Source organism: Psychromonas sp. KJ10-10, assembly GCF_047323245.1.
Lineage (GTDB): Bacteria > Pseudomonadota > Gammaproteobacteria > Enterobacterales > Psychromonadaceae > Psychromonas.
Genome location: NZ_CP178826.1, coordinates 1746592 through 1772218, shown reverse-complemented (window position 1 = coordinate 1772218; position 25627 = coordinate 1746592). Strand labels below are relative to the sequence as shown.

At 37.0% G+C, this 25627-nt stretch carries 27 protein-coding genes and 2 pseudogenes; 17 read left to right on the top strand and 12 right to left on the bottom strand.

Annotation, left to right across the window (positions count from 1 at the left end):
* Positions 1–102: 102 nt before the first annotated feature.
* The 8 genes and pseudogenes from feoB (at position 103) to ACLKMH_RS10035 (ending at position 6686) form a co-directional block, all read left to right on the top strand.
* Positions 103–1368 (top strand): ferrous iron transporter B, encoded by a 1266-nt coding sequence (gene feoB / locus ACLKMH_RS10070; protein WP_413701845.1) that lies wholly within the window; start codon positions 103–105, stop codon positions 1366–1368.
* Complete coding sequence (locus ACLKMH_RS10065) at positions 1304–1768, top strand: nucleoside recognition domain-containing protein (RefSeq protein ID WP_413701844.1); 465 nt, start codon at positions 1304–1306, stop codon at positions 1766–1768. Before feoB ends, ACLKMH_RS10065 begins: the two co-directional genes overlap by 65 nt.
* Positions 1749–2102, top strand: coding sequence for a hypothetical protein (locus ACLKMH_RS10060; RefSeq protein ID WP_413701843.1), 354 nt, complete (start codon positions 1749–1751; stop codon positions 2100–2102). Before ACLKMH_RS10065 ends, ACLKMH_RS10060 begins: the two co-directional genes overlap by 20 nt.
* A 21-nt stretch (positions 2103–2123) precedes the next feature.
* Positions 2124–2312, top strand: coding sequence for a FeoB-associated Cys-rich membrane protein (locus tag ACLKMH_RS10055; protein WP_413701842.1), 189 nt, complete (start codon positions 2124–2126; stop codon positions 2310–2312).
* A gap of 297 nt (positions 2313–2609) precedes the next feature.
* A pseudogene (locus tag ACLKMH_RS10050) lies at positions 2610–3297 on the top strand (response regulator transcription factor).
* Complete coding sequence (locus tag ACLKMH_RS10045) at positions 3294–3647, top strand: histidine kinase sensor domain-containing protein (RefSeq protein ID WP_413701841.1); 354 nt, start codon at positions 3294–3296, stop codon at positions 3645–3647. The pseudogene ACLKMH_RS10050 and the gene ACLKMH_RS10045 overlap by 4 nt, the downstream one beginning before the upstream one ends.
* A complete protein-coding gene (locus ACLKMH_RS10040; protein WP_413701840.1) occupies positions 3631–4632 on the top strand; it encodes an ATP-binding protein in 1002 nt (333 codons plus the stop codon). Before ACLKMH_RS10045 ends, ACLKMH_RS10040 begins: the two co-directional genes overlap by 17 nt.
* Positions 4633–4736: 104 nt before the next feature.
* A complete protein-coding gene (locus ACLKMH_RS10035) occupies positions 4737–6686 on the top strand; it encodes a TonB-dependent receptor domain-containing protein (protein WP_413701839.1) in 1950 nt (649 codons plus the stop codon).
* Positions 6687–6810: 124 nt separating this feature from the next.
* Here the strand turns inward: ACLKMH_RS10035 and fes are convergent, their stop codons facing one another.
* The 3 genes from fes to ACLKMH_RS10020 all read right to left on the bottom strand — a co-directional run bounded on the left by fes (position 6811) and on the right by ACLKMH_RS10020 (position 9247).
* Positions 6811–7974, bottom strand: coding sequence for an enterochelin esterase (fes, locus tag ACLKMH_RS10030; RefSeq protein ID WP_413702307.1), 1164 nt, complete (start codon positions 7972–7974; stop codon positions 6811–6813).
* A 10-nt stretch (positions 7975–7984) separates the two neighbouring features.
* Positions 7985–8125, bottom strand: coding sequence for a hypothetical protein (locus tag ACLKMH_RS10025; protein WP_413701838.1), 141 nt, complete (start codon positions 8123–8125; stop codon positions 7985–7987).
* A gap of 84 nt (positions 8126–8209) precedes the next feature.
* Complete coding sequence (locus tag ACLKMH_RS10020; protein WP_413701837.1) at positions 8210–9247, bottom strand: helix-turn-helix domain-containing protein; 1038 nt, start codon at positions 9245–9247, stop codon at positions 8210–8212.
* A gap of 108 nt (positions 9248–9355) precedes the next feature.
* Between ACLKMH_RS10020 and ACLKMH_RS10015 the strand changes: the two genes are divergently transcribed.
* The 5 genes from ACLKMH_RS10015 (at position 9356) to ACLKMH_RS09995 (ending at position 15167) form a co-directional block, all read left to right on the top strand.
* Positions 9356–11362: a TonB-dependent receptor gene (locus ACLKMH_RS10015; RefSeq protein WP_413701836.1), complete on the top strand. Its 2007-nt coding sequence runs from the start codon at positions 9356–9358 to the stop codon at positions 11360–11362.
* 214 nt (positions 11363–11576) lie between these two features.
* Positions 11577–12467, top strand: coding sequence for a siderophore ABC transporter substrate-binding protein (locus ACLKMH_RS10010; protein ID WP_413701835.1), 891 nt, complete (start codon positions 11577–11579; stop codon positions 12465–12467).
* A 58-nt stretch (positions 12468–12525) separates the two neighbouring features.
* A complete protein-coding gene (locus ACLKMH_RS10005; RefSeq protein ID WP_413701834.1) occupies positions 12526–13464 on the top strand; it encodes an ABC transporter permease in 939 nt (312 codons plus the stop codon).
* On the top strand, positions 13454–14404 hold the full coding sequence (locus tag ACLKMH_RS10000; RefSeq protein WP_413701833.1) for an iron chelate uptake ABC transporter family permease subunit: 951 nt from the start codon (positions 13454–13456) through the stop codon (positions 14402–14404). Before ACLKMH_RS10005 ends, ACLKMH_RS10000 begins: the two co-directional genes overlap by 11 nt.
* A gap of 7 nt (positions 14405–14411) precedes the next feature.
* Complete coding sequence (locus tag ACLKMH_RS09995) at positions 14412–15167, top strand: ABC transporter ATP-binding protein (RefSeq protein ID WP_413701832.1); 756 nt, start codon at positions 14412–14414, stop codon at positions 15165–15167.
* 41 nt (positions 15168–15208) lie between these two features.
* Here the strand turns inward: ACLKMH_RS09995 and ACLKMH_RS09990 are convergent, their stop codons facing one another.
* Entirely contained in the window at positions 15209–15331 is a 123-nt protein-coding gene (locus tag ACLKMH_RS09990) for a hypothetical protein (protein ID WP_413701831.1), read from the bottom strand.
* A gap of 293 nt (positions 15332–15624) precedes the next feature.
* Here ACLKMH_RS09990 and ACLKMH_RS09985 point away from each other — a divergent pair, with 293 nt between their 5' ends.
* The 4 genes and pseudogenes from ACLKMH_RS09985 to ACLKMH_RS09970 all read left to right on the top strand — a co-directional run bounded on the left by ACLKMH_RS09985 (position 15625) and on the right by ACLKMH_RS09970 (position 18438).
* Entirely contained in the window at positions 15625–16095 is a 471-nt protein-coding gene (locus tag ACLKMH_RS09985; RefSeq protein WP_413701830.1) for a DUF2846 domain-containing protein, read from the top strand.
* A gap of 312 nt (positions 16096–16407) precedes the next feature.
* Positions 16408–16536: a hypothetical protein gene (locus ACLKMH_RS09980; protein ID WP_413701829.1), complete on the top strand. Its 129-nt coding sequence runs from the start codon at positions 16408–16410 to the stop codon at positions 16534–16536.
* A 133-nt stretch (positions 16537–16669) separates the two neighbouring features.
* The gene (gene zntR, locus ACLKMH_RS09975; protein ID WP_413701828.1) at positions 16670–17131 is read left to right on the top strand and encodes a Zn(2+)-responsive transcriptional regulator; all 462 of its coding nucleotides are present in this window, start codon (positions 16670–16672) and stop codon (positions 17129–17131) included.
* Positions 17132–17133: 2 nt separating this feature from the next.
* Positions 17134–18438: pseudogene (locus ACLKMH_RS09970) on the top strand (SO_0444 family Cu/Zn efflux transporter).
* Positions 18439–18553: 115 nt separating this feature from the next.
* On the opposite strand, the gene ACLKMH_RS09965 reads toward ACLKMH_RS09970, so the two are convergent.
* From ACLKMH_RS09965 to ACLKMH_RS09930, 8 genes are all read right to left on the bottom strand, one after another.
* Positions 18554–18979: a hypothetical protein gene (locus ACLKMH_RS09965; RefSeq protein WP_413701827.1), complete on the bottom strand. Its 426-nt coding sequence runs from the start codon at positions 18977–18979 to the stop codon at positions 18554–18556.
* Positions 18980–19171: 192 nt separating this feature from the next.
* Entirely contained in the window at positions 19172–20377 is a 1206-nt protein-coding gene (locus tag ACLKMH_RS09960; protein ID WP_413701826.1) for a putative manganese transporter, read from the bottom strand.
* Positions 20378–20621: 244 nt separating this feature from the next.
* Positions 20622–22205 (bottom strand): selenium-dependent xanthine dehydrogenase, encoded by a 1584-nt coding sequence (gene xdh / locus ACLKMH_RS09955; RefSeq protein WP_413701825.1) that lies wholly within the window; start codon positions 22203–22205, stop codon positions 20622–20624.
* Positions 22094–23236: a 2Fe-2S iron-sulfur cluster-binding protein gene (locus ACLKMH_RS09950; protein ID WP_413701824.1), complete on the bottom strand. Its 1143-nt coding sequence runs from the start codon at positions 23234–23236 to the stop codon at positions 22094–22096. The genes xdh and ACLKMH_RS09950 overlap by 112 nt, the downstream gene beginning before the upstream one ends.
* An 89-nt stretch (positions 23237–23325) precedes the next feature.
* The gene (locus ACLKMH_RS09945; RefSeq protein WP_413701823.1) at positions 23326–23910 is read right to left on the bottom strand and encodes an XdhC family protein; all 585 of its coding nucleotides are present in this window, start codon (positions 23908–23910) and stop codon (positions 23326–23328) included.
* Positions 23911–23914: 4 nt separating this feature from the next.
* Positions 23915–24256: an XdhC family protein gene (locus ACLKMH_RS09940; protein WP_413701822.1), complete on the bottom strand. Its 342-nt coding sequence runs from the start codon at positions 24254–24256 to the stop codon at positions 23915–23917.
* A 169-nt stretch (positions 24257–24425) separates the two neighbouring features.
* A complete protein-coding gene (locus ACLKMH_RS09935) occupies positions 24426–24878 on the bottom strand; it encodes a BMP family ABC transporter substrate-binding protein (protein ID WP_413701821.1) in 453 nt (150 codons plus the stop codon).
* The gene (locus ACLKMH_RS09930; RefSeq protein ID WP_413701820.1) at positions 24868–25476 is read right to left on the bottom strand and encodes a BMP family ABC transporter substrate-binding protein; all 609 of its coding nucleotides are present in this window, start codon (positions 25474–25476) and stop codon (positions 24868–24870) included. The genes ACLKMH_RS09935 and ACLKMH_RS09930 overlap by 11 nt, the downstream gene beginning before the upstream one ends.
* Positions 25477–25627 lie beyond the last annotated feature (151 nt).

Below are 25627 nucleotides of genomic sequence, written 5' to 3'. Positions count from 1 at the left end.
TCTGTAAAAATAACTTCATTTAATAATGTTGAGCAGGGTTTCCTTGCCAATAAAGTGATAATAGTTATCACTACAATTATCATTTAAAATAGGAAAATCATCATGAAAATAGCACTCACAGGAAACCCCAATAGTGGTAAAACCACACTATTCAATGCCTTAACAGGCAGTTCAAGTCACGTAGGTAATTGGGCTGGTGTAACAGTCTCTAAAAAAGAAGCTAAGGTTAAGCCGGCTTTTAATGTTAGTAACAAAGACATTTCAGCTATCGACTTACCTGGTGCTTATTCAATGTCTCCTTTCTCCTCCGAGGAAACAATCACTCGAGATTTCATCAAAAATGAAAAACCGGATGTTATATTGAATATTGTTGATGCTACAAATTTAAGCCGTAGCTTATTCTTCACCACTCAGCTTTTAGAGCTTAATATTCCCGTTGTTATCGCACTTAATAAAAGTGATTTAACAAGTAGTAAAAAGAATATTATTGATATTGACGCTTTAAGCAAAGCATTTAATTGCCCCGTTATTGAAACCATTTCGACAAAAAATAAAGGCTTAGATAAAGCAATCTCAGTAGCTAGTGAACGAGTTGGACAAAGTCAAATAGCTCCCTTCAAAGCTGACTTAGATGATTTAAGTTCAGCCGAATTGGTAAAAGCTTCTGATGTAAAACGTTTTGATTTTGTTAAAAACATTGTAAGCAACATTGAACAGAAAAAAACAAACAGTAACCAACAGTCTAAGCAAGATTTAGTTGATAAAGTGGTTGCAAACAAGTGGTTAGGACTGCCTATTTTTGCTGTGGTTATGTGGTCTGTATTCTCGATTTCACAAACTCACTTAGGCCCTATCCTAGCAGATATTTTAGTCGGCTGGATCGACGTATTATATGCAACTGTAGAATCATTATTAGGGAATGATGTTTCACCAGTATTAAGTGCCTTGTTACTTGATGGTATTATTGCGGGTGTTGGTGCAGTTGTTGGCTTCTTACCACTAATTATGGTGCTATTTTTTGTACTGGCATTGCTTGAAGATTGTGGTTATATGGCACGTATCGCCGTAGTAATGGATCGTTACTTTAAACACTTAGGTTTATCAGGAAAATCAATCATTCCAATGATCATCGGAACAGGTTGTGCTATTCCAGGAGTTATGGCCACTAGAACCATTAAAAATGAAAGACAAAGAAGAACCACCGCTATGTTAACACCATTCATGCCCTGTGGTGCAAAACTACCTGTTATTGCATTGTTTGCAGGTGTTTTCTTTAATGACGCAGACATGGGTCGGAACATCTATGTACTTCTTAGGCATTGCGATTATCACCTTTGGTGCATTAGCAGTTGTAAGAATCACTGGTGAGAAAAATGCACGTTCATTCTTTATCATGGAATTACCAGAATATCGCTTCCCAAGTTTAAAACGTGCAACAACCTCTACTCTTTCAAGAGCAAAAGCATTTATTATCAAAGCAGGTACGATTATCTTGTTATGTAATGCGGTTGTTCAAATTATGCAAACCTTTAACTGGCAGTTTGAAGTTGTCGCTGAAGGCGCGGCTAATACCAGTATTTTAGCAAGTGTTGCTTCACCTTTTGCATTAGTACTTGTTCCATTAGGTTTTGGTGTTTGGCAATTAGCAGGTACAGCTATCACAGGTTTTATCGCCAAAGAAAACGTGGTAGGTACATTAGCGGTTGTTTATGGCATCACCAATTTCATTGATACAGAAGAACTAGCACTTGTTTCTGGCGGTTTCTGATGTTGCAAGTATCATGGGATTATCTTCTGTTGTCGCTTTATCTTACCTTATTTTCAATCTATTCACGCCACCATGCTTTGCGGCATTAGGAGCAATGAACTCAGAAATGGAAGATAAAAAATGGCTATGGTCAGGCATTGGATTCCAGTTTGGTATGGGTTACGTGGCGGCATTCTTGACATATCAAGTAGGCACATTTATCACCACTGGTATGGTCGGCCAAGGCTTCATTTATGGTTTGATTGTGACAATCGCGTTAATCGGCACACTAGTTTACTTTATGTATAAAGGTGAGTCAGTCGCTCAACAGAAACTAAAAATGTATGCGACCTAGTAACGATAACGGAGAATTACAATGACAAATATAATTGTATCCTTAGTGATTATAGCCATCATAGCCCTAGCTATTGTGAAAATAATCTCAGAAAAACGAAAAGGCGTAAAATGTATTGGTTGTGCTGATAGCGGTAAATGTAGCTCTCCTAAAGTAACAAACAAGGTGACTAAAAATGAACAAAGAATTGAAATAATAGAAGTTAAATAATCGATTTTAAACATCGACTTTTATTAATCAACACTAAGGGAGTCCGCTTCAACGACTCCCATTTTTTACTCACAGATAGCATACTAAACTTTAGCTAAAAACTTCTTTAATCTATAAAATTAAGCAGTTGTAAACTTGAATAAAGATTAGTTTATAAGCCACAGCTACCCTCATCCTAAAAATCTTCTCTTCCTCCAACACAAACGATATTAATTATCATTTGCGTTTAATGAAAATAATAATTACTATGCTTGTGAATATTATTATCGCGACTTAACGGAGTAAGTTTTGCCACAAATATCAACAAGTGTGCTCATTATTGAGGATGACCAATCATTAAATAAACAGCTAACTGAAATATTACAGGGTAAAGGCTTTTCAATTACACAAAGTTTTGATGGAGAAAGTGGTTTAACCCAAGCATTAATGAATAAGTTTGATCTGATTTTGCTGGATGTCTTATTACCAAACCTCGATGGTTTTTCAGTTTTGAAACGTCTTCGGAAAAATCGCACAACCCCGGTCATGATGCTGACTGCTTGTGGTGCTGAAGAAGAGCGAATTAAGGGGTATAGCCAAGGTGCAGATGATTACCTTCCGAAACCCTTTAATGTACAGGAGCTGATGTTAAGAATTGAGGCATTATTACGACGTACTCAGGCAAGCAGAAATAATGCATTTAAACCCTCACAGCTCAATGATAGCTTATTCTCCTTAGACCGAAGTGATTTAACCGTTCATTATGATAATAACGCACTGACATTTACCAATATTGAATTTAACCTGCTTTGGACTTTATTAGAAAATAAAGGTGAAGTTTTAAGTAAACCCTATCTTTATCAAGTGGTATTTGAACGAGAGTTTAGTCGTTACGATCGTAGTTTAGATATGCATTTAAGCCGTAGTTCGTCGCAAATTAGTAAGTTGTGGCATGTTTACCGATAGATTAAAAACAGTACATGGTAAAGGTTACTGCTTAACATGAGAAACTCTCTTTTTTGGCGTTTATCCGCTTCAATTGCCATTGCAACTGTCGCATTATTTTCTTTGATTAATTATTTAATAGACGTAACAGAATGGCAGATGAGCTTCATAAAATCTGAGCATCAAGCCGAACTTATTAACTATGCACAACAAGCTGAACAGCTTTACTTGAATAATGAAACACAGGCGCTGAAAGATTTTTTACAACAAATACAAAGCAAAGAAAATACCTGGGTCGCCATCGTAGAGTCGAACCTTAACCCGATATTAAATACCCATTTACAGCGAGCAGTTCCTCGATTACTTTCAACTCGGGCGCGGTGTAGAGTGGAAAGTGCATCTTTATTTTGATTATAACCCGGTTATGGAAATCCCATTTATAGATAAACACACCCACTTTTTAATACGCTTGCCCGAACGAATGCGACCAGGGGCTAACTGGAAGCACTTAGATGTATTACTACAGGTTGGTTTACCACTCTTACCATTATTATTACTTACTTGGCTTATTTATCGCTACCTTATGTCACCGCTACAACGATTAGGTAACGCAACCAGAAAATTTAGCGAAGGTGATCATAAAGTACGCGTAAGGCCAAGTCTGGGCTCACGCAATGATGAGTTAACGGATTTAGCCGACGCCTTTGATCTGATGGCTGAAAATACCGGACAATTAATCATCAAACAACGCCAATTAATTGCTGATTTATCACATGAATTGCGAACCCCTATTACACGCATTGAAATGGCAATTGGCAGTGCTAAACAGGGCATTGCGCAATCACAACTGTTACCTCGACTCGAAAAAGAAACAAATGAAATCAGAACATTAATAGAAGATACTTTAACACTTGCCTGGTTAGAGAACGAAAAGCCGACCCTAACTGGCGATTGTTTTGATCTTACAGAGTTAATTGAGGTGATTGTTGAAGATGCTAGGTTTGAATACCCAGACGCAACAATAGTTTGTCAAATGCCCGAACAACTCGCAATGACAAATAGCAGTCAACGTGCACTTGCACCTGCCTTAGAAAACCTGATCAGAAACGCACTCAAATATTCACCACGGGACAGTAAAGTATCAATTAGCGTTGAAGTTATCTCACAACAAATACATATATTAATTTGTGATCAAGGCAAAGGTGTTCCAGAAGAATTATTAGATCGCATTTTTCAACCATTTTTTCGTGTTGATAAATCTCGTGATAAAAATCCAACCGGCTTTGGTCTAGGACTAGCCCTTGCGAGACGTCAAATTGAAGCAATATCTGGTAGTTTACGAGCAAGTAATCTTAATCCCGGCCTGAAAATGCAAATCACCCTACCACGCAAATGATATTAAATCTCATTTGTAACAGATGTAAAATGTCTTTATTTATCCCAGCATATTATTGAAAATACCACCTATTGCGAATAGTTATCATTACGGAGTTTGTTAAAATGGATATAAAAAAGAATCGCTGGATAAAACCTAGTCTGGTTTCACTAGCTGTCACATCGGCACTAATGAGCCAGTCATTAATGGTCGCAACAGAAAGTAATTCAATTGAAACGCTGACAGTAACGGGAGAACAATCTTCTGCAGTTGATATTAATATTGACAAAAGTCACTTAGAAAAATCACAAGCGGGTGATCTTAAGGATATCTTTAAAAATGAAGCGGAAGTATCTGTAGGTGGCGCAACATCGGTATCTCAGAAAGTATATGTACGTGGTTTAGAAAGTAATATGTTAAATGTCACCATTGATGGTGCCAAGCAATCTAGCAGTACCTTCCATCATCAGGGCAGTATATCTATTGAACCTGAATTGCTTAAACAAGTCGATGTGCAGGCTGGTACAGGTAATGCACTTAGTGGCGCTGGTGCATTAGGTGGAGAGGTCAAATTCATTACTAAGGATCCACTAGACTTATTAGAAGCGGGAGATCGATTTGGTGCCCTAGTGAAAGGAGGTTATAGCACTAATGCAGAAGCCTATAAAGCTAGCCTCAGTGTTTACGGATCCTTAACTGATAACTGGAGTGCAATGGCAACGGTTGTACAAACCGAAGCTAATAACTACGATGATGGTGATGGTAACGAAATTGAATACAGTGCCTATGATCAGCAAAATGGCTTAATAAAGCTAGTTGGTAACTTTGATAATAATCAACGATTTAGTATCAGTTATGATAATCGTATCGATGATGGTGAGAGATTAGTTAAACCAAACTGGACACCGGGTGTGAAAAATACAGGTGTGGAAATGGAAGCACACCGCAAAACAGGCACAATAGAATACTCCATTGATCCAACAGATAACCAATGGTTAGCATTAGAAACAAGCGCATACTACACAGAAAATAACATTCTTCGAGTTAGTGATAATGCAGAAGGTATGATTGAGAGCTATGGCTTTGATATTCGTAACAGTAATAAATTTTCAAAATATTCAATCACTTATGGGGCAGATTATCGTAATGATAAATCATCCTATCAATCGACTAGTGAAAGCAGTCGCCTAGATGAAGGTGATGTTTATGGGCTTTATTTACAAGCAGAAGTTGAATTAGCGCAATCTTGGCTGTTAAACATTGGTAGCCGTTACGATATTTACCAAACTACCGATGCAGATGGCTTAGAATTTGATAGTAAAGGTTTTAGCCCTAATGTAAGCCTTTTATTTACACCGTTAAGCAACTTACAATTAGAGCTTGGTTATGCTCAAGCAATGCGTGGCGTTGAGGTCAGAGAAAGTTACCTTATTTATGATGGAGGTTATACAAACTCAGAAGACTTAGATGCTGAAACAGCTGAAAATATTGAATTCTCAGTTGATTATCAACTAAACCAGTTAGCGATGTCTGCAAAAATATACCACTCTACGGTTGATGATGTTATCGATTATGGAGAATGGGGTGATGTGGATTATAAAGAATTTAATAATGATGGCGAGCTAGTTAACAAAGGGGTAACTTTAGGCCTAAATTATCATTGGCCAACAGTGCAAGCAGGCATTACTTATAATCATAATACTGCACAACTTAATGGTGAAATATTAGGTGACTATTATGATACTGATCTAGGTACCTCTACCGGTGATATCATTAATACCAATGTAAGCTATCAATTGTCACAGTCCGTTGAGCTCGGCTGGTCTGCTAACTTTGTAACTCGTCTTACTGAAGTAGCAAATGACTTTTATGAGAAACCAGGTTATGGCGTACATGATATTTACGGGCAATGGCTACCACTTAAAGATGATGCCTTAAAAGTAACCTTCTCAGTCAGTAACTTATTTGATAAGCACTACCGAGACCAGTCTACCTTTGGGGAAAGCATTTACGGTGATGCAGGTGATATGTCACCAGGTCGTGACTTTAGAATTAACCTTGCATGGGCACTGTGATCCCAATATAAGGCCCTAATACCTTATAAAAAGGTCCGTTGCACTTTTGAAGTACAACGGACCTTTTATTTTATAGAAAGCTACAATGTTAAAAAATTGCAATAAATACAGTTTTAAATGGTAGCTATTTATCACCCAAAAGTTTAATCAGACCATTAATTAAACTCGCGCGCCAGGAAAGCCAATCATGACCTCCATGCACCTTTTCATAATAAACCTCTGCCCCCTTTTGTTGCATAGCTTGATAGGTTATATCGTTATAGATACACATATCTTTTTCAGCTAAACCAATGCTTTGAAATATCTTTAGAGTAGAAATATTGACTTCATCTTTTAAAATTTTGTCAGCCAAACTATTGTGAGGTGGTTGACTATCCCAGTCTGGATTATTAAGTTTAAAGGAATCGGGATCTCGCATTCTGTCCATCTCTGGCCACCAAAATGAACCAGAAAGACTGATAACCTTAGAAAAAACCTCGGGAAAATACATACCAGCATAGAGGGCTGAGAGTCCGCCAAGGCTTTGCCCGGCAACTAAACCGCCGATAATAGCAGAATCAGATAAGGCTAGCTCAGCTCTGACTAAAGGTAATAATTCATTAACAATTGCCATCCAAAACTCATTATCACAACTCAGCTCTTTCCAACGTATAGAGTTATTAATTGATGGGATCAACAAATAATGGGCTGGTGCTATTTTGTGGCTATTAGTTAAGTATTGAAGTACCGATAACATGCCACTATCAGCGCCCCACTTCTGCCCATCCAATAAAATCACCACAGGCGCTTCACCATTAGCCGTAGAATAAAGCACACAATCACGCTGATTTTTTAGCACTGTTGAAGACCAACTGACAGTGTTTAAATCCGCCATAGAGAGTGAATTTAATTCACCTTGATCCCACTCTTTCCAACCAACTTCTGGCAATGCATCAGGCAGATGAAGCGCTGAGCTTTTACCCCAGCCAGCGGTAATAATCGGTAATTTATTTAGTGGATCATGAGTTTGATTTTTAATAATGCTAAGCCACCATTCTCGTTGTTTTTGTTTCGCGTTTATGGCATTTTTTTGCTCCGTTAATGGGCATTGCTCTGAAGTAATCGGGATAAAGGAATAGCTCGCCCGCCATTTAGAGTCAACCTTAAATAACTTAAACCATACATTACTATCCGCCACTCTCTCTAACGAAACGGGCTCCCAACTATGATGGCCGGTTAAAGAATTGATATCGAGTAAAACCTTGGAAAAATCCGAGCGTTTTTGATCACCTTTCGGATCCTGCCACAGGAATAAAACATTACATTTTTGCTGTTCGAAACCTTTTAATAAAAGGCGCTCCCATCATTTGAATATTAGCCCACCACTTAGCACTGCCAATATCATTTATGGGTAAATCAAAACTCGCTAGTAATGTTTGAAAATTGGATTGATTGTTCATTTAACCTCTAACACAACTTAAAAGAAAATAATTATCATTAAGGTTAGCATGTGCATTTCAGATTTTATATTGATAATCATAATTCTAGCTATTGATATTTAAATCCTGTGGCGGGAAACCAAATACTTTTTTAAACGCAATGGTAAAGTTTGATGGGTGCCGATAGCCTGCATTATAAGCGACCTCAGAGATACTAATAGCGCCACTTTCTAATTGTTGTTTTGCAATAAACAAACGTCTACGTCGAATATAACTTCGTAAACTAGTGCCTAATGTTTGTTTAAATTTATGTTGTAAGTTAGAAATGCTCATCGCACTAAAATCGGCTAAGTCACGCATTGAAAGGTCTAATTCAAGGTTTGCTTCTATGTAAGTAATAAGTCGGTCTAAGGATGGATCATAAAGCGACTTCGGGGCGATAAAACGAGATTCATTCTGGTTTTCACAAAAGTAAGTAGAATCACTCAATTGCTTAAAAATCTCTAATAATAATGCCTGCGTTAAAGCTTCTATTTGCATTTGCTCTATAAAATCACTCGGCGTGCCTAATTTAATAATTTTAAGTGCCAATTCTAATATCTGGTCGCTCAGGGTTAATTCAAAGTTTGCCAGATGCTCTGTCATAAAGGCGCTAATATTATCATTCCCCTTCAGGCGACTCTCAATCCAATTCGAAAGCACAATAACATTCAGCTTTAATACGCGATTATTCTTATGCAGAGTACGCCGGAAACTGACAGGATTTTTAAGGTTAACCATCACTGCTCTTTGCTTAACACTGGTATCATAGGAAAAACATAAGTCATCATAGGAAAAATCAACCATCCCATCTAATAGGATAGTGATACAGACAGACTTCTTAGCAATAGAAAGTACTTGAAAGTCTTCAAGCTCTTGTGTTGCACCACCATGCAGAGTAAAAATATCATCGTTACTGTAAGAGATAATCTTACCTTCAATGATAGGTAAGCTTTGCCCCACCTGACCCGAAGAATAACTATCAGAAGAACTGTCAGAATAACAATCTGAAACAATTGTTTTATGTTTAAGATCTCCAAAACAACGAATAAAAGATCCTTTGAAGAAGTTGGAATTAATTTTCCTGTGACACTCATTTTGCATTTCCCATAATCAAATAGCTATTTTGCATAACTAATTAAACTATCTTAGTTTCAGTAACTACTTTAACATTAATGATAATAATTATCATTAACATAAAAAGGTAAAATAATGAAATTGATTGATACTAATCATTGCAAAGTATATTTCACGGTTATGCTGGCTATCAGTACACAGGCACTTCAAGCTGAAGAAGCCAAACAATTAGAAGTGATGGTCGTCACTGCAGAAAAAATGGATAAAAACCTTAAAGACACTACCACTGCGATCACCGTTATTGATGGTGAAGAAATAGCTAAAACAGGCGCAAAAACAATCAATGATGTGATCACCACTGCACCAAATGTTGTCGCGGCTTCATTTGGTACTGTCAATATTCGTGGTATTAACAGTAGTGGCGCAGCAACAGGTGCTTACGCAACAACAAGTGGAAGCAGACAACGCATAAACACTACTGTTGATGGTGTTGCAGATGCATTTACAGGTTATAACTTTAGTGGTTCTGGTGTTTGGGATGTGCAACAAATTGAAGTGCTTCGTGGTCCTCAATCTAGCACACAGGGCGAAAACTCCATTGGTGGTGCAGTATCAGTTAAAACTAACGATCCGACTTTTATTCCTGAATATGCAATACGCGCAGGTATAGAAACCTATGAAAATGGCAATGTAATGAATAATCTTGCACTGACGGCTTCTGGCCCTTTAAGTGAAGATTTAGCTTACCGAGTTGTTTTAGAAGGAACTCACGGTGATGATTTTGTTAGTTACGACGGTGATACGTCCTCTATACCCGTAGATCCCGAAGCGGCTGAAAGTTTAAACCTTCGCGGTAAACTACTCTGGTCACCCGCTTTTAATGAAGATCTAAGCATAAAACTAACCACCAACTATCGCAAAGCCGACGGCAGTTACCTTAATTGGGTCGATTATGACAATGGTGAAGTCAGTGATGACCAAACATTAACATTAGATACACGCACCAATACACGTATTAATGATTCTGACGTTAAAAACATCGCCGCAGAAATAAACTATGACATCAGCAATAAGCTGAAAAGTATTTCTTTAATCTCAACCAATAGCCAAACTAATACCTTTGACCAATACCCAAATGAATCAACTTATACCTTTAAAGATGAGACGACATCGGCAGAGAGTCGCTTATTATTTTCCCCAACAGATAGCCAATTAACTGGTTTTGTTGGGCTTATGTTAGCTGACAGAGAAAATACCGTATATAGCCCAACTTATACTATTTCGGGCGAAACCCAAGAACAACGAGTCGGTTTATTTGGTGAAGGAAATTATAAGCTTAATGAACAATTTACCTTAACTTTGGGCGGTCGTTTATTATATGAAGAGCAAGATCGTACCTACAGTAATCGAGGTATTAGTTATATCGATGACAGTATTGATGACTTTCTTATTTTACCAAAACTAGCATTAACTTACGCAATAAACCCAACAACAACACTCGGGCTATCCGCTCGCCAAGGTTATAATTCAGGAGGTATTGGATATGACAGTGGTTATTACTCAGGCACTGCAGAAGCTTATAATTTTGATAGTGAAACCGTTAATGCCTATGAATTTAGTTCAAAAACAGCATTTAATAATGGCACAACATTAAATGCGACTCTGTTTTTTAATGACTATCAGGACTACCAAGCAACATCAAGTGGCCGAATCTACAACGTTGATGGCGCCTATACCTATGGGTTAGAACTAGAAGCTTCACATTGGTTAACGGACTCATTAGAGATCAAGCCAACATTAGGTCTAATGCAATCTAAAATCAACAGTGATACAGACTATCAAGGCAATGAGTTATCGAATGCCCCAGAACTTAATGCTTCACTTGCTTTCAACCAATACATAGGTGAAAACTTTATGGTCGGCGCTGATGCAACTTATGTCAGTGAATACTATTCTGATCTTGAAAACACAAAAGATTATAAAGCAGGTGACTATACAATATTTAATACTAACCTCGATTACCAAATTAATGATCTATTAATCAGTGCTTACGTAACTAATTTAACCAACGAAAGTGTTGTTTATATCATTAATAGTGGCACCCGTGCAGACCATTGGCCAAAGTCGAACATTTGGTCTTAATCTGACCTACAAAATGTAATACTCGATAGAACACCTAGAAATAATAACTGCTTATGCACACTGTGCTTTACAAGATGAGTAGGCAGTTATTCTCTCCTTTTTCATTAATTTCAAACAAAATAATTCAATCACTTGCACAAAAAATCATACATAAGTACAATGCGAGTGATAATGATTACCGTTAACATAAACAACTCTATAGCGATCATATTATATGAAAAAAATACTATTTTTATTACTCACTTTATCAAGTGCACTTGTTACAGCAGAGACTATTTCTGTCACTCATAAACTTGGTAACATAACATTAGAAAGCACACCCAAAAAAGTGGTAGTGATAGGTTTAGGCGCTTTAGACACATTAGACTATTTTGGTATCACACCTATAGCGGTTTCTAAAGGTATCAGTTATCCGCCTTACCTTGAACAGTATAATAGCGACAAATTTGCCTCTTCAGGTACCGTTTTCGAGCCAGATTTTGAAGCGATTTATAACATGAAACCAGATTTAATTGTGGTTGGCATACGTAGTTCAAAGTCTTATAAAGAATTATCAGAAATTGCGCCTACGCTTTTATTTGCCATTGATGAACAAGAATCTTACTGGGAAAGTACACAAAAACAGTGGAAGAACATTGCGACTGTATTCGATCTCGAGTCTGAAGTAACAAACACTATCAATACCTTAGATAAGCAGATTAAAGAAATACATAATAAAAATACCGAGCATAAAACTGACGCATTAACCATTATGAGTTCAGGTGGCAATATTACGACCTTTGGTGCGCAATCCCGATTTGCTTCTATCTATCAAGATTTTGGTTATTTAGAAACAATCATAAATGTTAAAGGAAGCCGTCACGGAGACTTAGTTTCTTATGAATTTATTCAAGATGCTCAACCTTCTACTCTTTTAATTATTGATCGAGATAAATTAGTTAATAAAGGTGAAAGTAAAACCAGAGAGCAGTTTGAAAATCCTTTGATAAAAGCAACACCTGCCTATAAAAACAAACACATGATTTTTTTAGATCTTAATGCTTGGTATTTATCAATTGCTGGCGTTAATGCAACAAAGCAAATGATTAAAGATCTTACTCTTTAAGTTTAGATACTGAGTAAAGTACAGCTTTACTCAGTTTATTTTTTATTGGAATTATCACTTGAAATGGTTACTTTCAGCGCTTCTTTTATTAAGCCTAGCGTCTCTTTTTGTTGGTGTTAGCCAACTTTCTTTAACGTCATTATTATTGTTTGACCCTCAAGCTTGGGAATTATTAACAGTAAGCAGACTACCAAGGTTGCTTGCGATTTTACTTGCTGGAGCAGGCTTAAGTATCGCTGGTTTGGTGATGCAACAAATCAGCCAAAATAAGTTTGCGACCCCTTCAACCTCTGGCACTATCGAATGTGCCATGCTCGGTTATATGTTGAGTTTACTGATATTTGGTCATGCTGAAGCTTTATGGTTGATATTCTTAACCGCTATTCTTGGCACCTTAATGTTTATTAAACTGATTCAATCTATTCAGTTTAAAAATGCCATATTTGTGCCATTAATTGGTATCATTTTTGGTAATATTGTTGAGTCCTTAGTCACCTTCATTGCTTATAGATATGATGCCTTACAGAACCTTTCTGGCTGGAGCCAAGCCAACTTTTCTAATATTCTCCAGGGTGACTATGAATTGCTCTATATTGCGATCCCCTGTGGTATTTTTACTTATTTATATGCAAATCAAATATCTGCGGTTGGTATCGGTAAAAACTTCGCCACTAACATAGGCCTTAAATATAATCAGATTGTATTTATTGGTATCGTTTTAGTATCGGTTATGTCCGCATCCGTGGTGATGATTGCAGGGCAACTACCATTTCTTGGCCTTATCGTTCCTAATATTATTTCTTATTTTAACGGAGACAACCTTAAGAAAAACCTGCCCAAAACAGCAGTGTTAGGTGCCAGTGTTGTGCTTATCTGTGACTTAATCAGTCGTACTGTAATGCCCCCTTATGAATTACCAATTTCATTATTCATTAGTATTATTGGTGGTTTCGTCTTTGTTGTTTTATTACTTAAGCGAGAAGCCAATGACAGATAACTCTAAAATATTATTGCTTGTCATATTAATCTTGATTTTCGCAGGATATTTATTAGGACATGGCTTAACAGCAGATAATTATGAATACTTTTTGTCTAAACGCACACCTAAAATAATCGCTATTATTTTAGCAGGTGTCGCCATTGCATTATCGTCATTTTCATTTCAAACCATTACCCACAACCGTATTTTAACGCCAAGTATTATGGGGTTCGACTCGCTTTACCTGCTCACACAAGTGTTGATTGTATTAATCGCTGGCGGTCTCAGTATTGTGTCCATGGACCCATACCTGAATTTCATATTATGTGTTGTGGTGATGCTGATGTTTTCACTGACTTTATTTCACTTCTACTTTGCTTCCAAACGAAGTGACATTATCGTGTTGTTATTATTAGGGGTTGTACTCAGTCAGTTGTTTTCTAACGTCGCAAACATGTTGATCATGATGCTAGATCCCAGTGAGTTTGCCATTGTACAAACTAATATGTTTGCAAGTTTTACTAATGTAAAAACAGAGTTAGTTTTCCTGTGTATTCCTATCATCACTTTAACCGCTATCGCATTATTTAAAATGAGTAATACCCTCAATATATTATGGTTAGATAAAGATAATGCCACCAGCTTAGGTGTTGATGTTGCTAAGGTAACTAAGCGTGTTTTATTGCTCAGTTCATTACTGATTGCGGTTTCGACAGCCATGGTTGGCCCAGTACTTTTCTTGGGGTTATTAGTCACCAATTTAACCAGAGAATGGCTAAATACTTTCCGACACAATACCCTGTTTATCGCTTGTATGTTGGTTTCTGTTCTAGCCTTGTTAAGCGGTCAGTTTATCGTTGAATTTGTTTTTCAATTACAAACCACTTTAAGTGTTGTTATCAACTTTGTAGGCGGATTCTATTTCCTACGAATGTTGCTTAAAAATAAAATCGTATAGGATCATCATGATAAATGTTAAGCAAGTAAATAAACAATATTCAGGCAAAGTGGTTGCTTCCGATATCAATATTGATTTTGAAAAAGGCAAAGTGACTTCGATTATTGGCCCGAATGGCGCGGGTAAAAGTACATTACTTTCCATGGTCAGTCGTCTATTAGAAAAAGATTCCGGCTGTGTTTATATTGATGGCACTGAACTGGAAAAATGGGCCACTAAAACCTTAGCCAAAAAATTAGCCGTACTTAGACAATCCAATAATTTAACCATGCGTTTTACCGTTAAAGAACTTATCTCCTTTGGACGTTTTCCCTATTCAAACGGCAACTTAAATGAAGAAGATAAAAAAGTCATTCAACATTCCATTGATTATTTGGAGTTAAATGATATTCAAGATAAATACTTAGACAAACTCAGCGGAGGCCAAAAACAACTCGCCTTTATTGCCATGGTGATGGCTCAGGACACTGATTATGTCTTGCTTGATGAACCACTAAACAACTTAGATATCAAACACTCCTTGCAAATCATGCAAAATATTCGTCGTTTAGCACATGAGATGAATAAAGCCGTGGTTATTGTTATTCATGATATCAACTTTGCTTCCTGTTATTCCGATAATATTGTTGCCATGAAAAACGGAAAAATTGAAATATCAGGCACAGTTAATGAAGTCATAAATGAAACCGAGTTAGAGAAGGTGTATGAAACGCCCTTTAAAGTTGTCACTCTCGATAATAAAAAGGTATGTGTTTATTATTAAGGTATTAATTTTTAGAGTGTTTCAATTGATAGTTTAGAAATCTAAATATTAATCTCTGACAGCCCCATTTCTCCTATGTAATTTACACCTCCAATCATACTCAACATCATCATGCTTGCTTCAAGGGAAAAGCGAGAATGATGGTGTTTAATATTTATGAGCATTTCTATCATTCAGCCTTTTCAAGGTTAATAACAAATGTATGTATCTATATGATGAACTATTGACTTTTAACTTTAACTTATTGATTTAACGTTACATGAGCGTATGGTTTAGTTTGATTTTTGCAAACAATAGATTTCGCCTTTATCTTTAAATTGGGAAATTTTAATTGATTCTGCTTAATAACTTGTTGAGATTGTAGAAAGCTCAATTTTTATAAATCATTATTTAAAAATCAAATCAATAAACTGAAAATTAATCTCTTAATCAACTAGTAGTTTTAAAAGGATATTTAATGAAAAACATATTATTCATAACCGTAATCGCTACAACATTTTTAGTAGGTTGCTCTTCCGTACCAATGGAATCTGCAGAAGTAGCGAATGCGGCTAAAGAATTTAATCCACCATCACAAAATACAACTGGTATTTATGTATATCGTAAAGATACTTTTGTTGGTGCGACCCTTAAAAAAGATGTTTGGATTGAGAAAGAATGCGTAGGTCAAACAGCAAAAGGTGTTTTCTTTTATAAAGAAGTTCCTGGTAATGAGAAACTTGAAATATCAACAGAGTCAGAATTTTCACCAAATACTTTGACTATTAATGCAAAAAATGGGGAATTATATTTTGTTGAGCAGTTTATAAAAATGGGTGCCTTTGTTGGCGGTGCAGACCTTGAGTTAGCCCATCCTGATACCGGTAAGTCAGAAGTTCAAAGGTTAGGTATGGCTAAAGGAGGGAACTGTGATTCTGTTTTAAAATAACTGCCTAGAAAAATTTTAAATGGAAAATACAGTTGCCTGCTTCACTTCGTTTACATTACTGCCACTATATTTTCCACTTAAGCAGGCTTTGAGATCTTAAAAAATTAGACCTTTAAAAAATCATGAAAAATTAAAATACCCTGAGGGTAAAAATCTTCCAATATAAATAAGCTCGATTAATTTAAAAGTTTCCATTTTTAGGTTGTGATTACCTAGTATTTACCCCATTATAATTGTTAGTGTTTATGCCAATATAAGGAGTTACTTATCAACGTATTAATTATTTTTTCTGTATTAATTTTAGCTGTCGCCTTGATGGTTACTCTCCTTGAGCGTTTTGCTAAACCTGTCGATGAGCGACAACAAGCTAAATATAGTCAAGTATTGCTTATTTTGGTTTTTATCATGTTAATGCTCTCCCTAATCAAAGCAATTATTTAGCCCCCTATTATCCGGCCGTTTTACGATCAGCTTTATTCCACTAATAATATAACAAGCCTCTTGACATTGGATTTAGCTCCAAGGTTATACTCACTATAAATAAATGAGAAAAATCTTCAATGAGGAACACACCATGTATCGTATTGGTGAACTAGCTAAACGCTATGGATTAAAAGCAGATACCTTAAGGTTTTATGACAAACAAAAATTGTTAAGCCCTTCATCGCGCAGTGAAGCAGGCTACCGCCTATATACTCAAACTGATGAAGAACACTTACGTTTCATTTTAAGAGCAAAAAGAATAGGCTTTTCATTAACCGATATTGCAGATCTGCTTTCTATTGAGTTGCAGAAAGCTAATTTAACCTGTGGCGATGTGAAAGACGTCGTTGATGCAAAATTAGTTGATATTGAAGCGAAAATTGCTGAGCTTAACTATTTTAGAGAATCATTGCGGCGCTTATCAGATGAATGTTGTGGCGGCTCAGAAAGTGCTGAACACTGCTCTATCCTCGATGATCTTGAGTCCAATACATCTGGCTTTGTATTTGATTTTCCAGCTCAATCTTCTGACAACCAACAAAATAAGGATTAGCCATGTTATTCACTAACTTTCTTAATCTATTTTTAGAGTCTGCACCTTGGTTACTCTTGGGTTTAATATTAGCAGGCATGTTAAAAATGTTTGTGCCTATGTCATGGATGCATAAACAACTTGGTGGACATGGTTTTAAAAGTACCATTAAAGCGACCCTGCTCGGTGCTCCACTACCACTTTGCTCCTGTGGTGTTTTACCTCGTCGCAATTGGCTTAAGACGCTCAGGAGCCTCAAAGGCATCAACAGCCTCCTTTTTAGTATCAACACCGGAAACAGGTATTGATTCTGTGAGTGTTTCCTATGTGTTACTCGGCCCTTTTATGACAATCGTTAGACCCATATCTGCCATTGCGAGTGCAATAACAGCCGGCATACTAGTTGGTCATATGGAAAAAAAGGAACTGTCTCAAAATAACAAACAACCAGCAGAGCAAGATAATAAACCTGAAAAGCCATCCAGTTGCTGTAGCGGTACAGAAACGACTGCACCTAAAAAACAAGCAGTTGTTGCGGCAGTAAAGAAACTACTGCACCTAAACAAACAACTGAGCCTAAAAAACAAGCGACTGTTTTAGTAGTAAAGAAACCGTTGAACCTATAAAAACAACCAGTTGTTGTAGTAGTAAAGAAACTGTTGAACCTAAACAATCAACAGGACCTAAAGAAGAAAGCAGTTGTTGTAGCAGTAAAGAAACTGTTAAGCCTAAACAATCAACGAGTTGCTGTAGCAGTAAAGAAACCGTTAAAGCCAAAGAGCCAATCGCTAAACGTATCATAGAGGGTATACATTTCTTGCGCCACAGATCTCGTTAGAGACACTACTATATGGTTATTAATTGGATTATTCTTCGCGGCGCTTGTACAAACCTATGTTCCAACTGATTTTATGACTAAATGGGGAAATGGCATTCTAGCTATGTTAGTGATGATTATTATCTCTATTCCTATGTATATCTGTGCCACTGCTTCCACGCCCATTGTTGCGGGGTTATTACTTGCAGGCGTTTCACCCGGTGCAGTCTTAGTGTTTATGCTTGCAGGTCCAGCAACAAATATTGCAACACTAGGAGTTGTTATTAAAGAACTTGGTAAAGGTGCATTATGGGGCTATCTCGGAGGCGTGATCGGTGTTGCTTTAATAGCAGGTGTGATAGTTAACTACTTAGTCAGCCAGTTCGGTTTTCAAGTAATGCCACAAATTGGCGAACACCATGAATTATTACCAGCACCTTTGGTATACACTTCTGGCATTATATTAGCGATATTAATGGTAAAAGTGCTGTTTGATAAGCTTCCTAAATAAGCAAAAGAAAGCAGTTGTTCTTAATATATTTTATAGATAAATTAGAACATAGCAGAGTATATTAATTGAAATATACTCTGCTAATAAAAATAAAAACGTAAATAATTAATAGAATCTAATGATCCATTCTGCTGTGTTTTTGAATCATTTCTAACTGAGCCTCAAGGTTTTTCATGCAATTTTTGCAGGGAGGATGTGCATTTGCAAAGGACATTAAAGCAGGCAATGTTACATTAATTGCTCTCATGGCAATTTCTTTTTGTTCTATATCACCACCATTATATAAGGCCATATGTAGCATAGACTGATGAGGAATAAGCAAACATTTCTGCGCTTTTTCAATTGCACCTTGCTTGCCATAAATTGTTGCTAACTCATGATAACTAGCAATCCAATCACACAGTGCCCCAATACTTTTTGGTTTCTGTATTAGCGTTTTTTCAAAGTTATAAATAGCTTCTCTATGATACCGTTCACTAGAAAATAAATGTTCTTTGTCATTAGTATGTTCTAGTGATATTTCATTATTTGATAAACTCATATACGCCTCTCATTTATTTTCCCTTAATGAAAATAATTATCATTTAGATTTATTGAATTGTAAATAGTAAATTTCCAAGTTAATAAAAAATTTTAAATAATACTGTTATAGATCAAATTTTATACTGCGATAAGAAGCACTTAATAAAAATCTAATGGTAATTTCACTCAATCTGGCAAACAACGAGTAGTTTTATTCAAATAACCAAAAATAACCATACCCCACTATTAATGCTGGAACAGTGGAATAGAAAGTTGCAAAAAAGGTCGCTTTAGGTGCTAAAGCAATAGCAGGAAATAATGCATCACCATCATTAGAAATAGCATTAGATAATTGAGCAGACATAGGCACGGCACCAGAAAGATACAAACTTGCTACTAAAATTTGTGGTCCACAACCTGGTAATAAACCGACCATTGCCCCCATTAAAGGCATCCAAACGCCCCAGCCTGAAAAAACTTGTGCAAGGTTAATATCAGCAAAGGCTAAAGTTAATTCAAAAACTAAAAAAGTAGCAACAACCCAAGCTGTTACAAAATTCGTATCCTGAGCGACTTTTTGTAATGGGTGTGATGCAGTGTGTTTTTTATCTTCTCCTACGACCGCTTCATAATCATTAATATCTTTTGTAAATGACCATAACAACATACAAATGACTATAAAAATAGTTCCTAGCCACTCCATAGTTAAATCAGGCAAGGCAAACAACTGATTAATATCAACCTGAAAAGAGCCTAATGTTGAGATGATAATCGCAGGGAAAATAAGTATTTTCCAAAAGTTTCCCTGAAGGTTTATTGCTAATTTTTCAACATTAGAGTTAATTGTAGGCTCTTCAAACTTGTTTTCTTTAATGGCTTTTTTGGGGCGCATAAAGCTGTCTTTATGGATAAAATTTACGACCCAGCCGGATAAGGTTCCAACAATCACCCCCATTAATACCAAGCTAAAACCAACGCTTGGTTTACTTGCAAGCAGTAAGAAAGCGACATCTCCCATAGTAGAAGTTAGCACCGCGACTAACGAACCAAACCCTACTCGTCCGCTGACAAATTGTGTGGTAACAATAATTGCCCCACCACATCCAGGTAATGCTCCAAGCAAGGCAGAAAAGAACGATTGATAATAACGAGAATCATGATACAAACGTACCACTTTGCTCTCTTTTTTTATCAAAAGAGATAAGTAATGGTAAATGGCAAGGGTAAAAGCGACATAAACAGAGACAGCCCAAAAGGCATCGGATAATGTAGTAATCGCAATATCACGAGTGTGCTCAGAAACTAATAAAATCAATAAAATTGCCGGTAACAAAGCCCTTTTATATTTAAAGGTAAATTGTGAGCCAGCATGTTCATTTCCATACTTAAAAGGAAATACACTATTTATCACATTCATCAATTCCCCTCTTTTTAAATGATATTGATTATCATTACTATACAATTAATTATTTAAATGACAATAAATATTAGAAATTAAATAGCTTTTTTTGCTGTTAGTCTGAATGAGGTTAGTGTTTGTATAATTTGCGAGGTAGGTTGGTAACGCTAGGTTTAGGGCGTTTTAGAGGATCATTGTTATTAAATTATTTTTTAATTTACAACTCAGAGGTAAAGATAACAGTGCCGTAAATAAGGCACTGTTATAAAAGAGGTAATTGTTTGGTTATCTTTTTTTCTAACGCGTTTTTCTTCTCTTTTTTACTATAAGCCGTCTCTGGCATAGGTAATTTAGTTCTAAATTTACCATCAAAGGCGTAATAAGCACCCTGTGTTGCAGGCGCTGTTGGTATGGTTGCTAACTCCCCTACGCCTTTTGTTCCCTGCGCAATTTCAGGATCAAAATCACGTTCAACAATGATAGTTTCCATCTCAGGGGTATCTAATGCTTTAAATAATCTTAACCCTTTATAAGTAACCTGAGGGACTGCGTTGATTAACGGATAGTCTTCGGTTAAAGCATAACCAAGCCCCATCACAATACCACCTTCAATTTGCCCTTCAGCCGCTTTGCGATTTACCACTTTACCAAGATCGTAAGTCGCAACCACTTTACTTACTTTGCCTGTAGCATCAAGAATAACAACCTGAGCAAGATAACCGTAGGCCACATGACTAACGGGATTTTTCTTATCGCTACCAATCGGATCGGTGACAGCTGTGTATTCACCATAAAACTCAGTACCTTCAAGATCCTTTAAGGTTTTCCCTGAATCGAGCTGTTGCTTTAATTTTCGACCCGCACGTGTCACTGCTTCACCCGTAAAAACAGTTTGTCGTGAAGCAGTTGTTGTCCCTGAATTCGGCGCTCTGGCGGTGTCAGGAATTTCTACTACAATATTTTCTGGTTTGATGTCCGTCACTTCACAAAGCATTTGCAATGATACTGTAGCCATTCCCTGACCAATACAAGCCGCACTTGAACGAACATGCACCTTTTCATTTTCTACTGATACAATACAGCGCCCAACATCTGGCACACCGACACCTAACCCACTATTTTTAAAGGAAGTAGCAATTCCTGCATATTGACTCGACTCATAAATGTCTTTCACTGCCTCAAGACACTCCACCAGCGCCGTACTTTGATCGGCAATTTGTCCATTTGCAAGGCTCAATCCTGGTCTGATTGCATTTCTATATCTAATTTCCCAGGGTGAGATACCAACCATTTCAGCCAGTAAATTAAGGTTACATTCAAAGGAAAATGCACTTTGTGTAACACCAAATCCTCTAAAGGCACCCGCAGGAGGATTATTGGTATAGACCGCCATGCCCTCAACACAAATATTATGGAAATTATAGGGGCCAGAGGCATGCGTACAGGCTCGTTGCAAAACAGGCCCACCCAGCGATGCATAAGCCCCTGTATCAAGAATTATTTTGGCATCCATACCAAGCAAAATACCATTTTCATCACAGGCTGTTGTTAGATCCATTTCCATAGCATGACGTTTAGGGTGAATCACTAAGCTTTCTGCTCGCGAAAATTTAATTTTAACCGGTTGTTTGGTGAGCCAGGCCAGTAAGGAAGCATGATGTTGTACACTCATATCCTCTTTGCCACCAAAACCGCCACCAACCAGCGCACTTTTTACACGTACTTTACTTTTATCTAATCCCAGTAGTTCCGCCACTTCACGCTGATCATCATAAATACCCTGACCACCTGAATATAACAAAATGCCTTCATTTTCATAAACAGCAATGGCACACTCTGGTTCCATAAAAGCGTGTTCGGTAAAGGGGTTGAATAATGTTGAGTGACTTTATATTTTGCATTTTCAATGGTAGCTTTAGCATCACCACGGATCAACTTTTCAGTTTGTAAAATATTTCCCGACTGATGCAATTTTGGTGCGCCTTCAGCCATCGCTTCGACAGGATTAGTAACAGGCACTAATTGTTCATATTCAACCTCTATTAAAGCTAAAATTTCGTCCAATGTTTGTTGATCTTTACTGGCGACTAAAGCAATTGCATCTCCCACATATCGGGTAATATCGCCCTCTGCAATTAGAGCATCCCAATCTTTAGCAAGGTGACCTAATTTATTTTCACCGGGGATGTCTTTCGCTGTAGCAACATAAACCGCATCTGGATGTTCGCTAGCAAGGCTTATATCTATTTTTTTAACTAACGCACGCGGATATTTTGTTCGTAAGGCTTTACCGTAAATCATGCCAGGAAGTGTCATATCATCAACAAATTCGCCATAACCCAGTGTTTTTTCTCTCGCATCAACACGATGAATATCTGACCCTAATTTACCACTGCTATCATTTTTGGGAATACTAGTATTTTCTCTTAAATACTTTGCGCCTAATTCAAGAGCATCAATGATTTTCACATAACCAGTACAGCGGCAAACATTACGGTATAAAGCTTTCTTGATTTCTTCTCGAGAAGGTTCAGGTACTTTATCGATCAATGCCTTACCACTTAACACCATTCCGGGAATACAAAAGCCACATTGCACCGCGCCTGTATCAGCAAAGGCAAAATCATAAACTTCTTTTTCCCGCTCTGTTAATCCTTCAATCGTTGTCACAGTAATATCTTCTTCTAAACTAGATACTTTTACACAGGATTTTTGCGCCACACCATCTATGATGACAGAGCAAGAGCCACAGGCTCCTTTACTACAGCCATCTTTTATCGATATCAGTCTTTGATCTTCTCTTAAAAAATCAATTAATCTTGTGGAGTCTGGTTTATTAAATTGAATTGGCTTACCGTTTAGGGTCAAATTAATCATTATGGTCATATTCCTTCATTTATTCATTGACCAACTTTTTCCTTAATAGACTAATTTGTTGGCCCTTTTTAATTAACTTTAAGCTTGTCTTATGAAGACATAGTTATTGGTGAGTTTTGCTTAGTCATTAGTGTTGTTCTGAGATGATTGGCATTATCCCACTGCATTTTATGTTGTTGTTTGCTCTGTATATTTTGTACTTTTTGTTGTTCGAAAAGTGCCATTAATTGCGCTGAAATTGACACTGCAACCTGCATAGGAAGTTTTCCTTTTATATTAGGATCCCCCACTGGACAGGTTAAATCATTTACCAATTGAGACTTAGATAACTGTTCTTTAAGACGAAATTCAAAACGTTGTTTTTTTGATTTTGAAGCAATAAGACCAATAAATGGAAAACATTTACGTTCTAAAGCAATACGAGTAATTTCAAAGTCTTGGCTATGTTCGTGGGTCATAATTATAAGATGAGAGTCGGCCGATATATCAGCAATCGCTTCATGAGGAGTTTCATAATAGGAAGTACAAACACCAAGCTGTTCAATGGATTGTAACCAGTCTTTTCTGCTATCGATTACCTTTAAATGACAAGGTAAGGCTTTCAAAATCGTTGTAAGAGAATGACAGACATGCCCCGCACCAAATACCACTACTTTAGGCAATGAGGTATTCATATATTCAAACATCACCTGCGCAGGCACCACCACAACACTGGCCGAGATCGGCGACTAAAGAAAAGCGTTCGATATGAACAAGTGGCGCATCCATGGTTGACTGTTTTTCTTTTAAACCTTTACGTGCGGTGTTAATGATTTCAAATTCAAGTTGTCCTCCACCAAGCGTATCGAACTGCTGTGATTGTGTGATCACTATTTTCGAGCCCGTACCACGAGGTAAGGAACCAGCTTCAGCAATAATAGTGACAATGCAATAGGGTTGCCCTTGTTGCTCTAACGCCTGACAAGCACTTAACCAGTCATTTTTTGAGGAAGTGGATAATTGCGTAACAGATGAGGGCATGGTGGGACTCCTTTATCGCTATATCGTGATAAAAATTCAAATATGCGTAACGGGATTTGTTGTTGTTATTTTCGAAATCAATAAAACTCGCTCATTAGCCTTGGGTAATGAGCGAGTTTTTAACACATATTAAACAAGTAATTAGTTTGGAATTTTTGCGTCAATACCTTCAACATACCAGTTCATACCAGACAGTTCTTGATCTGTCATAGTCGCGCCAGCTCGCAACCATTTCTTTACCAGTGTTATCCTTAAGAGGACCTGTGAAAGGTTCAAATGCACCTGATTTAATTTTATCGTGTGTTTCAGTTATCGCTGTTTTTATTTCAGCAGGTAGATCTGGATTAACAGAAACAATTTGTAAGATGTCATCTTTAAAACCACTCCAGTAGTCCTCTGATTCCCACTTGTCTTCCATTACTCGTTTTACAGTGCTGATATAATAAGGTGCCCATACATCACGTACTGAGAACATGTGAGATTTAGGTGCAAAATGACTCATATCAGAAGCTTGACCAATACCCATTACACCACGTTTTTCAGCGGCAATTAATGGAGCAGGGCTATCAGTGTGTTGAATAACGATATCAACACCTTGGTCAATCAGTGCGTTAGCAAGCATCAGATTCTTTACCTGGATCATACCAAGTGCTTACCCAAACAATTTTCATTTTTACATCAGGATTAACGCTTTTAGCACCAAGGAAAACTGAATTAATATCACGGATTACTTCAGGAATAGGGAAAGAAGCAATGTAACCGATAGTATTCGTTTTTGTTGCTAAACCAGCGACAACACCTGATACATAACGACCTTCATAGGTACGTAATGCATATGTACCTACGTTTTTAGAACGTTTGTAACCTGTTGCATGTTCAAAAACAACTTTTGGAAAACGTTTAGTCGCTTTTAAAGTTGGATTCATAAAACCAAAAGAGGTTGAGAAAATAAGATCATGGCCTGATTTTGCAAGTTGGCTGATAACACGTTCAGCATCTGCACCCTCTGGCACATTTTCAACAAAGGTTGTTTCTACTTTATCACCAAAGTATTTTTCTACTTCTAAGCGACCTTGATCATGTTCATAACTCCAACCATGGTCACCGACTGGCCCTACGTATACAAAGCCAACTTTTAAAGGATCTTCAGCAAAAGACGCGCTAGAGAAGAGTGCAGATAAAGACAGTGTTACCGCGCCCAACAATTTATTGAATTTCATAAAATACTCCATGTTATTTATTTTTATAAAGGTCATTCGTTTTAATTAAGTATGTTTAAAGCAAAAAACTGACCAACTAGTCTGATTATTGAAAATTAAACCAAAAATAACTATAAGGCATTGATTTTAAATCTTTAATATTGCTATTGCA